Source organism: Geminicoccus flavidas (genome assembly GCF_009806515.1).
Classification (GTDB): Bacteria; Pseudomonadota; Alphaproteobacteria; order Geminicoccales; family Geminicoccaceae; genus Geminicoccus; species Geminicoccus flavidus.
The window spans coordinates 1-9313 of sequence record NZ_WUJP01000291.1 but is presented as its reverse complement, the minus strand read 5'-3'; the positions used below and the strand labels follow the sequence as shown (position 1 = coordinate 9313).

Below are 9313 nucleotides of genomic sequence, written 5' to 3'. Positions count from 1 at the left end.
ATCGCAGGGCACTGGAAGTCATCGTGTTCGTGCTGCGCACAGCCGTTGGCCCCTCGTGGCCTGCTGGCCGTACCCGCTTGCGGATCGGATCGACCGTCTGCCGACGATCGGTGGGCTTACCGCTCGAAGAGATGGGCTGCGGGTCGGGCATGACCTGCTGGCGCAGGCCGCGTGACTGCCAGGCGGCTACGGTTTGGGCGCGGCTGCAGCGGGTTCTGCTCGACCGGCTGGGCAAGGCGGACGCGATCGACTGGAACCGGGCCTGCATCGCGGTGCATCGTTTGCGGCGGGTGGCGTCGATAGATCATCGAGCGCAGCCTGGCCTGATTCAGCCGGTTCCGTCGCCTCACCGTCCGCTACGAGCGGCGGCTCGACATCCTCACCGGCTTCCGCCTGCTCGCCACCAGCCTGATCCGCCTCGAGTTCGTCATGAGGTGGTCTCGCGAAGGGCTCTTACAGACGTCCGCGATTGGCCTGACCGGATCGACGTTCAGCACAGCCAGATCATGGCGGCATTGGTCGCAGCGGGCTGGAAAGCGCTGGAATTGCTCGGGCCTGCGAGGACCTTGCTCGATCTGGTTGTGCAGCCGGTAGCGATGGCGCCGTGTGGAATGGCGACCTGCGGCAGCAGTTCGACGGCACCGCCTTCGCCCATGCTGATGGTTGCAGCGCGTAAGGCATTGTCATCGTAGGTTTTGCTGGCAAACACGGTGGCGCCGGCCTGCCCGTCGAGCAGCGTCAGTGGCTGCGTGGTGTCCCCGACCCGGCCTGCCGCGGCTGATCCGAGCACCTGTTTCCGTTCGCTGTCTGCTGGTGCGGACGAACAATGCTGCTGCCGATCATGAGATACTGCTTGTTCCGGAGAATGGGCCGCGCGCCGAACAATCACCTCGCGAACGCCTGAATGCCGATCCAACCTGACGCTGTGAGCTGCTGACGTGACCGCATCTGGACGCGGTCACGATGCGTACCGTGATGTAGGACGGGCTAAAGCCAGTGCCGTCAACGCAGATGCCCGGAGCAGTCCGGCCCTCGATCGGCCACGGCAGGTTCATCGAATGGGGCTTCCTGGCTGGCTCGTACCCGCTCCACCTGAGGAACCCGCTGGCCGAGCTGACGAGCTTGACGCATGGCCTAGCGGCGTTGGCGATCGGCATCTGGAGCCGCATCCTGGGTGCTCGAGACCCATCGCCGCAGACGTCGGTTGGTCGGCCCCGTGGGCGCGTCGCCATGCTTCGCTCCGTCCTGTCCCGGCTGCGGTCCAGACAGGCGCGCTAGCGGGGCGTGAGCAGGAAGGAGACGATGGCGGCGCGAGTCTGTTCAGGAATGGGCCCGGTGGCGTTCTCCACGACCTTGGCCATCTCGCCACCGACGAAGTCGCCCTCCGGCGTCATGCCCAGCGACAGGAACATGTCCAGGTCGCCCGGGCTCCACTTGCCGATGCCATGCTCGGGATCGGGCGTGATCGCGGGGGCCCGGCCGGTGATCAGGTCGCCGGGATTGCCGGCGAGCTCCTGGCCTGGATCCGGAACACCGAAGCCCCAGAAGGTCCTGGGGCTGTGGCACTCCGCGCAGTGGCCGGGGCCTCGCACCAGATAGGCGCCCTCGTTCCACGCCGCGTCCCGCGCCGGATCGGGCTCGATCGGCACCGGGTCGAAGAACAGCCAGCGCCAGGCCCAGAGGCCGGTGCGCACCGAGAACGGGAACATCAGCTCGTGCGGTGGCGAGGGCCGCTCCGTTGGTGCCACCTCGTTGCGCAGATAGGCCCAGAGTGCCCGCAGGTCGTCCCTTGTCATCCGCGCATAGCTGGCGAACGGGAAGGACGGATAATAGGGCGAGCCATCCGGGGCGATTCCCTCGGCCATGGCACGCAGGAAGTCGTCCTCACTCCAGTTGCCGATCCCGGTCGCCGGGTCGGGCGTGATGTTGGGCGGATGAAAGGTGCCGAGCGGCGTCACCAAGGGAGCACCGCCGGCAAGCGGCGGTGCTCCCTCTCGAGAGTGGCAAGACTGGCAGCCGCCCAGATGGAACAGGAGTTCACCCCGCTCCATGCCGGCCGCGGGCCAGGCGAGGCCCAGCGCCGCGAGCAGGATCGCGCATGCCAGACGCAAGGGTCAGCCTTGCGGCTTGCGGTAGGTCTGGTGGCAGCCGCCGCAGCCGTTCTTGCCGAGTGCCGCGAACGCCGCGGTGGCAGCGGCGGTCTCGCCGCTGCCAGCGGCCGTGGCCAGGGCATCGGCGAGACCGTCGGCCCGCTTGACCGCGCTGTCGAAGCCCGCCTGGTCGGTCCAGATCGCGGGCAGGGCGTCGGTGGGGCCGGCATCGCTGCCGGCCGGGAACAGGGCCGGCACCTCGACCATGATCTTCCGGATCGTCTCGGCATGGGCCTGGACCTTGGCCAGGTCGCCCTTGGCAGCCAGCGTGTCCTTGATCCCACTCATCTCCTTGCCCATGGCCTTCATGTCGGCCTGACGCTTGGCAATGACGCCGTCGGCGGCGAGGATCGAGCCAGCACTCAGGGTCGATCCGGCAACGACGGCGAAAATCACGGCATATCGGGATAAGCGCATGTCAGCCTCTCCAGCAAAACATGGCGTTTTTCTAGAATGAATCCGAGGTTCCGCGAAGCTCTCGTTGTGGCCTGGCGAGAAAAAAGTTGAACCGGCCGCTCCCGGCCGGTCGGATCGGCATGGCGTGATCCGAAGCGGGCACAGCATCGCAAGTTCGCAACATCGGTGGGATATTGTTCGACATGTCGGTGCGCTGGTCGAGTTCCGGCGGGGTTGGCTGTCGAATGCGCTGCCGTAGACCCCAGCCCTTGCCGCTCCGGCCGGGTCGGCGGCGCGGCAGTCTGGCACCTCGAGGATCCGGGGAGGGATTCTCCATGCCGGATGACCGCGTCCGCCTGTCTGAGCACCTGCGCGGCTGGAGTTCAGCATCGCCGAAGGCCCCGGCAAGCGCCGTGGCGAGGTTTGGCCAGTATCTGGGACGCCACTTGAAGATGGTGCGCATACCCATGCAACGGTGATCCTTGCCGTGCCGGCCGGCCCCCTCGACCTCGAAGCGGTGCCACCACAACGGGAAGGCTTGCCAGCGCCGCCGACCGTCGCTAACAACCCGCCACCGACGCGGGCGCCCAGGTAGCTCAGTTGGTAGAGCAGCGGACTGAAAATCCGCGTGTCGGCGGTTCAAATCCGTCCCTGGGCACCATTTCTTTCATGCGCTTGGCAGACTCGTCGGTTGCTACCGCTTCTTGCGCGCGCTCGCCGCCGGTTGGCGACGAGCTTGGTCCCCAGCTGCAAGGTTATCCTGAACTTCGGGGATGTGAGACGGCGGCGGTGCTGGCCCTGGAGCGACCAGACCCACGGCAAGACTGTGGCTGAGATGGGGCATTTGGTGACCAGTGGTGCTGGCGCCTGAGCGGCTGCACATGGTGCGGGGCCGGCTGCTGCGCAGTTTCATGGCAACCGGCGCCCTGCTCTCTTGGGGATCAGACGTCGCCTGCGGCCGCGTGCTGGCGCGGCCCGAACCGGCGCCGGACGATGAACCTCTGTCGCTCGTCCGCCATGTCCATTGGACCACCGCCGCTCCGGCAGAGCCTGACCGGATGCCGTGCGAGAGCGATTCTGATCGGGGAGCCCACGTCAGCCCCTCGCCACATCTGACGACGGGCGCACCAGCTTCCTCGCCCGTGCCGCCGGCCGGGTGAAGAAAGGCTTGGCACCTGGGAGGATACGGGCCAGCCGGAAGGAGGTAGTGCCGTAATCGGACCACCTCGACTCGTGAAGGCGTCCGCAGCGTTCGCTGTCCTCTGCCCTCGCCGCCCCGCAAGCCGTTCGGAGGCACCACCAGCCCCACAGGAAGACCGCGGCATGCGGCAGAGGAGCGGGTCGTCTCGCCACGGGCGAATATGCTACCACGCAGGCGAAGCGGGACGAGATCAGCGCCCGGGCTCAATCACCAAACACATGGCGGTGGAGTGCCTGCTCCTGGCGGACCGCCAGGTCCATCCGGTCGCGCCGGATGCCGCCCAGCAGGACATAGGCGACGGTCGCCACGGCCAGGGCCAGCAGGACCGCCCCGCCGCTACCAAGGATCGCGGCGGCGACCAGCAGCGTGGTCAGGCCCGGGCGCTCCCGGGCCTCGGCGATGATCCGGCTGCACATGCCGCCGAGCGCGCGGAGCAGCGTTTCCAACATATCCATCAGGAACATCATTCACCCTCCAAAACATGGATGAACGGTAACCTTCGGACGCAGGAAAGTCAATGTTCGCGGCTGCCGCCAAGGGAGTGTCCGACCCGCTCAGTCCTCGTGGATCTTGGCACTGCCGGGGATGAAGCGGGCCAGCACGCGCACCAGCGTCACGATCACCAGGCCCAGGACCAGACCCACCAGCACCAGCCGGTACTGGCCGGCACCTGCCGCGATGCCGAGGGCGGCGGCGAGCCACAGATTGGCCGCCGAGGTCAGGTTGTGGACGCTGGACTTGGAGACGAAGACGGCACCGGCCGCCACGAAGCCGATTGCCTGGGCCAGCCCCTGGATGGAGCGCAGCGGATCGATGGTGGCACCCGTCTCGCCACGCAGTTCGGCGAACAGCATCAGGCTCGAGATCATGATCAGCGCCGAGCTCATCGCGACTAAGGCATGGGTGCGGATGCCGGCGGATATCCCCCGCAGTTCCCGGTCCAGGCCCAGCAGTAGCCCGGCACCGGTGGCCAGCCCCATCCGGGTGGCGATCTCTTCGAGTTCCACGGTCCGCTCCCCCGGCTGATGGCGGCGGGCCGACGGCCTAGCCTCGCCCGTTGATGCAGCCGCATATCCCTTCGGTTGGCCACTTGTCAGCGACGGGTGGATCCGTAAAGTTTGATGTAACGATTTACCGGGAGGAGCTTCCCCTTGACGCTGCTGCGGCGGGGGACCGACCGACTTCCTGCCGGCCTGACAGCGAGGCAGCCGCTGAGCCGGTGCTGTCCGCCAGGCGGGGTCCGGCCGGACGATCACAGCCTTGAGCAACGGGATCAGAGGAGGCGACAGCAATGAAACGCAGAACCGCGCTCTTGATGGCCGGCACCATCATGGCGACATGGCCGATGCTCGGCCGCCCTGCCCGGGCGCAGGACAGCCAGATCGACTGGGCGAGCGAGCTCGGCAAGCATGACGGCGCTACGCTGCGGATCCTGATGATCCAGGATCCTTGGGTCAGCGGGTTCGAGCAGCTCAACCCGATCTTCGAGCAACTCACGGGTGCCAAGGTCACGATCGACGCATTCGGCTATGATCAGACCCATGAGAAGGAGGTGCTGGAGGGCACCTCGCAGAGCTCGCAGTACGACATCATCGTGCTGGATTCGCCATGGGTCGGCGAGTTCTGGAGCGGCGAGTTCGTCGAGGACCTGAAGCCTTATATCGAGAAGACCAAGCCGGAAGTGATCGCATGGGACGACTTCGTCCCGGCCTTCCAGACGGTTGCGGAATGGGAGGACACCATCGTGGGCGTGCCGTTCGGCGCGTATTTCATGATGATGCACTACCGCAAGGACCTGTTCGAGCAGGCCGGGCTGCAACCGCCCAAGACCATCGACGACTACAAGGTCGCCGCCAAGCACTTCACCAACAACCCGGACTTCCCGGGCATGTATGGCACCGCGCTGAACAATGCACGCGGCTCGGCGATCGGCCAGTCCTTCTTCGAGTGGATCTTCAACTTCGGTGGCAAGCCGTTCGCCAGCACCTATCCGGGCAGCGAAAACCCGTACAGCGACATGACTCCGCAGTTCAACTCGCCCGAGGCCAAGCAGGTCTTCGAGTTCTTCAAGGAAATGCTGCAGTACCAGCCGCCGGGCGCCGAATCGATCGACTGGGAGCAGCGCGCCGCCACCTTCACCACCGGCAAAACCGCGATGATCACCGCCTGGTCGGTGCGCACCCCGGGCTTCCACGATCCTTCCAAGAGCCAGATCGCCGACAAGATCGGCACCTCGGTGTTCCCGCACATCGAGGGCATCGACGGTGTGCCGCCGCTCGGCGGCTGGGTGATGGGCATCAACAGCCACAGCAACCAGAAGGACATGGCCTGGGACTACATCAAGTGGTTCACCTCCAAGGAGGTCCACAAGCAGTTCGTGCTGCTGGGCGGACCGCCCAGCCGGCTTTCCGCGATCGAGGACCCCGAGATCCGCGCGAAGATGCCCTGGGTCGAGACGATCGCCGAGACCCAGAAGCACGTTTATGCCGAGTGCCGGCCGCGCATTCCGGAATCCTTCGAGATCATCGACACGGTCGGCCTGCAGTTCTCCCGCGCCCTGCAGAACCAGGTGACGGTCGACGAGGCCCTGGCCGAGCTCCAGACCAGCATCGCCGACCTGATGGTCAAAGGCGGCTACACCGTCCAGCAATAGGACGTTGGCGGGGCCGAGTGGCGACACTCGGCCTCTTTTTCGCCAAGGAACTCGACGGTGGTCAGCCGAACGACGAAGCTGCTGTTCATTGGCCCAGGCGTTGCCTATCTCGCCATCATCGGGCTGTTTCCGTTCTTCTACTCGCTCTACATGAGCACGACCTCTCTGAACCTGACCCGGCCGCGGCGCAGTCAGTTCATCGGGATCGACAACTACGTCCAGCTCGTCACCGATCCTCTGTTCCAGAAGGCGATCCTGAACACCGCGATCCTGGCTGCCGGCTCGATCACGCTGGAGATCGTGATCGGCTTCGTCATCGCCAAGATTTTCTACGAGATCGCGCACATTCGCACGGTCAACTGGCTGCGCACCCTGTTCATCCTGCCGATGATGGTCACGCCGGTGATCACCGGCCTGATGTTCACCTACATCCTCAATCCCACGCTCGGCATCGCCAACGTGCTGCTGCGCATGGTGGGCCTGCCCGAATCCGGGTGGTTCGGCTCGGCGGACGTGGCGCTGCTCTCGGTGATCATGGTCAATGTCTGGCAGTGGACACCGTTTCTCATGCTCATCATGCTGGCCGGGCTCATGGCGGTGCCGCGCGAACTCTACGAGGCGAGTGCTCTGGACGGGGCGCACTGGTACCAGCAGTCCTGGCACATCGAGCTGCCGGCCCTGCGCGACGTGCTGCTGGTCGGCGCCATCATCCGGCTGATCGACAATCTGCGCTTCTTCGACGTGGTCTATATCGCCACGCGCGGCGGGCCCGGCGATGCCACCGAGGTGATCAGCATGTTCGCTTACCGCCAGTCCTTCCAGTTCTTCAACATGGGCTACGGCTCGGCGGCCGCGGTGTTGATTCTGTTCATCACCCTGTTCGTCACCACCCTCGCCATGCGCTATCTGCGGAGGATCGAGCATGGCTAGCGCGCGTCGGACCCGCTTCCTCCTCTACATCGCGGCACTGGTGCTGACCCTCGTCAACCTAGCCCCGATCGTCTGGATCGCGCTCACAGCGTTCAAGACCAGAGTCCAGATCTACCAGATCCCGCCGATCTGGATCCCGGACTTCACCTATCTCGACAACTTCGCCGCCGTGATCCAGGGCTACTGGCCGTTCCTCTTGAACTCGGTGGTGATCACGCTGTGCAGCACCGCACTGTGCCTGCTGATCGCCATCCCCTGCGCCTTCGGCCTGACCCTGTTCACCTTCAAGGGCCGCGAGGACCTGAAGATGTGGGTGCTCAGCAACCGGATGATGCCGCCGATCGCGGCCGCGGTACCGCTCTACCTGGCGATGCGCGGGGTCGGCCTGCTCGACACCTGGACCGGCATGATCCTGATCTATACCGGGTTCAACCTGCCGTTCGCGATCTGGATGGCCATGTCCTTCTTCCGGAGCGCGCCGGTCGAGGTGCTGGAGGCGGCCAGGATCGACGGCTGCAACTGGCTGCAGGTGCTGGTCAAGGTGATGGTGCCGATGGCTGCCGGCGGACTGATGACGGTCGCGGTGTTCGTGTTCCTGTTCGCCTGGAACGAGCTCCTGATCGCGCTGTTCCTGACCAATCGCAACGCCCGCACCTTCCCGGTGATCCTCACTTCCTTCTCCGGTCAGGCGCAGACCGTCTGGGAGCAGATGGCGGCCGCCTCCATCATCCAGCTGGTGCCGCCGGTGATCCTTACCTTCTTCGTGCAGCGCCACATCGTGGCCGGGATGACCATGGGGGCGGTGAAGTGACGGCGGCAGCGGGCAGGACCGAGGCGCAAGGAAGGGAGCAGGTCGTGATGGACAACAAGGTCGCCATGGTCACCGGGGCCAGCCGCGGGATCGGCCGCAGCATCGCCCTGGCGCTGGCCAAGGACGGGTTTGACCTTGTGCTGAACGACATCGACCGGCAGGCCGACGCACTGGACGAGGTCGCGGCCCTGATCGAGGCGGAGGGCCGGCGCAGCCTGGTCACGGTCGCCGATGTCCGCGACAAGGCCGCGATCCACGGCATCGTGCGCACCGCTGCGGCGCGGATGGGCCGGATCGACGTGCTGGTCAATAATGCCGGTATCCTCACCAGCGCCCGGATCGAGGACCTGACCGAGGAGCAGTGGGACGAGGTGTTCGCCGTCAATGCCAAAGGCGTGTTCCTGGTCACCCAGGCGGTGCTGCCCTACATGCGCGAGCAGGGCTACGGGCGGATTGTCAACATCGCCTCGGTAGGCGGCAAGCGCGGCGCACCGGGCCAAGCCCATTACTGTGCCAGCAAGGCCGCCGTGCTCGAATTCACCCGGGTGCTGGCCATGGAGCTGGAGGACAGCGGCATCACCGCCAACTCGGTCTGCCCGGGCATCATCATGACCGAGTTGGGCAAGGCGAACCTGCCCGATCAGGCGAGCATCGACCGATGGGCGGCCGCCACGGCGCAGCGCCGGATCGGCTATCCCGACGACGTGGCGGGTGCCGTGTGCTTCCTCGCTTCCAACGCCGCGGCCTTCATCACCGGCCAGTCGCTCAACGTGTGCGGCGGGCTGATCTTCGATGGCGGCTGACGCCTTCGGTCAGGCAAGTGCCGGTGCCGCCGCGATCGAGGCCCGCCATTCCAGGGTGCAGGCGAGCTGGATCCTGGACGGCGGCGACTGGTCGCCCTGGATGCGCTGGAGCATGCGCGCCCAGGCGTGGCGGGCCATCTCCTCGATCGGCTGGCGCACTGCGCTGATCGGCGGGCGGAGGACCTGCATCCACTCATGGTCGTCGAAGCCCAGCATCGAGACGTCCTCCGGCATGCGCAGGCCACGCTCACCCAGTTCCTGGACCGCCGCCAGGGTCGCGACATCGGACAGGGCGAACACCGCGGTGGGCAACGGGTCCTGCTGAAGGTGCTGGCGCAGGGCCCGGCCGATCGCCTGGAGGTCGCCGCC

The 9313-nt window shown here is 66.1% G+C and carries 10 protein-coding genes, 1 tRNA gene and 1 pseudogene; 6 read left to right on the top strand and 6 right to left on the bottom strand.

Going from position 1 to position 9313, the window contains the following annotated elements; genetic code table 11:
* Positions 1-11 precede the first annotated feature (11 nt).
* Positions 12-269: pseudogene (locus tag EQG76_RS33325) on the top strand (IS5/IS1182 family transposase); the annotation flags it as partial.
* A gap of 221 nt (positions 270-490) precedes the next feature.
* Here EQG76_RS33325 and EQG76_RS08030 read toward each other — a convergent pair.
* The 3 genes from EQG76_RS08030 to EQG76_RS08020 all read right to left on the bottom strand — a co-directional run bounded on the left by EQG76_RS08030 (position 491) and on the right by EQG76_RS08020 (position 2567).
* The gene (locus EQG76_RS08030) at positions 491-790 is read right to left on the bottom strand and encodes a hypothetical protein (RefSeq protein ID WP_159712238.1); all 300 of its coding nucleotides are present in this window, start codon (positions 788-790) and stop codon (positions 491-493) included.
* Positions 791-1274: 484 nt separating this feature from the next.
* Complete coding sequence (locus tag EQG76_RS08025) at positions 1275-2111, bottom strand: cytochrome c (RefSeq protein WP_159712236.1); 837 nt, start codon at positions 2109-2111, stop codon at positions 1275-1277.
* A gap of 3 nt (positions 2112-2114) precedes the next feature.
* A complete protein-coding gene (locus EQG76_RS08020) occupies positions 2115-2567 on the bottom strand; it encodes a c-type cytochrome (RefSeq protein ID WP_159712234.1) in 453 nt (150 codons plus the stop codon).
* A gap of 564 nt (positions 2568-3131) precedes the next feature.
* Here EQG76_RS08020 and EQG76_RS08015 point away from each other — a divergent pair.
* Positions 3132-3207 (top strand) — tRNA-Phe (locus tag EQG76_RS08015).
* 743 nt (positions 3208-3950) lie between these two features.
* Here the strand turns inward: EQG76_RS08015 and EQG76_RS08010 are convergent.
* Both EQG76_RS08010 and EQG76_RS08005 read right to left on the bottom strand, forming a co-directional pair.
* Complete coding sequence (locus tag EQG76_RS08010; protein ID WP_159712233.1) at positions 3951-4211, bottom strand: hypothetical protein; 261 nt, start codon at positions 4209-4211, stop codon at positions 3951-3953.
* 90 nt (positions 4212-4301) lie between these two features.
* The gene (locus tag EQG76_RS08005; RefSeq protein WP_200840653.1) at positions 4302-4754 is read right to left on the bottom strand and encodes an MgtC/SapB family protein; all 453 of its coding nucleotides are present in this window, start codon (positions 4752-4754) and stop codon (positions 4302-4304) included.
* 284 nt (positions 4755-5038) lie between these two features.
* Here EQG76_RS08005 and EQG76_RS08000 point away from each other — a divergent pair, with 284 nt between their 5' ends.
* From EQG76_RS08000 to EQG76_RS07985, 4 genes are read left to right on the top strand one after another with little or no spacing between them, the layout of a single operon-like run.
* Positions 5039-6400, top strand: coding sequence for an ABC transporter substrate-binding protein (locus tag EQG76_RS08000; protein WP_159712231.1), 1362 nt, complete (start codon positions 5039-5041; stop codon positions 6398-6400).
* Between the two features lie 57 nt (positions 6401-6457).
* Entirely contained in the window at positions 6458-7330 is an 873-nt protein-coding gene (locus EQG76_RS07995) for a carbohydrate ABC transporter permease (protein ID WP_159712229.1), read from the top strand.
* A complete protein-coding gene (locus EQG76_RS07990) occupies positions 7323-8141 on the top strand; it encodes a carbohydrate ABC transporter permease (RefSeq protein ID WP_159712227.1) in 819 nt (272 codons plus the stop codon). Before EQG76_RS07995 ends, EQG76_RS07990 begins: the two co-directional genes overlap by 8 nt.
* 47 nt (positions 8142-8188) lie before the next feature.
* Positions 8189-8944 carry an SDR family NAD(P)-dependent oxidoreductase gene (locus EQG76_RS07985; RefSeq protein ID WP_159712240.1) on the top strand — a complete coding sequence of 252 codons (756 nt, stop codon included), beginning with the start codon at positions 8189-8191 and terminating at the stop codon, positions 8942-8944.
* Positions 8945-8953: 9 nt separating this feature from the next.
* Here EQG76_RS07985 and EQG76_RS07980 read toward each other — a convergent pair.
* The coding region (locus tag EQG76_RS07980; protein WP_159712225.1) for a substrate-binding domain-containing protein at positions 8954-9313 on the bottom strand (360 nt) is incomplete at its 5' end.

Excerpts from the sequence above, each read along its gene's own strand:
- EQG76_RS08020 (WP_159712234.1), bottom strand. The coding sequence starts at position 2,567 with ATGCGCTTATCCCGATATGCCGTGATTTTCGCCGTCGTTGCCGGATCG.
- EQG76_RS08010 (WP_159712233.1), bottom strand. The coding sequence starts at position 4,211 with ATGTTCCTGATGGATATGTTGGAAACGCTGCTCCGCGCGCTCGGCGGC.
- EQG76_RS08000 (WP_159712231.1), top strand. The coding sequence starts at position 5,039 with ATGAAACGCAGAACCGCGCTCTTGATGGCCGGCACCATCATGGCGACA.
- EQG76_RS07990 (WP_159712227.1), top strand. The coding sequence starts at position 7,323 with ATGGCTAGCGCGCGTCGGACCCGCTTCCTCCTCTACATCGCGGCACTG.
- EQG76_RS07985 (WP_159712240.1), top strand. The coding sequence starts at position 8,189 with ATGGACAACAAGGTCGCCATGGTCACCGGGGCCAGCCGCGGGATCGGC.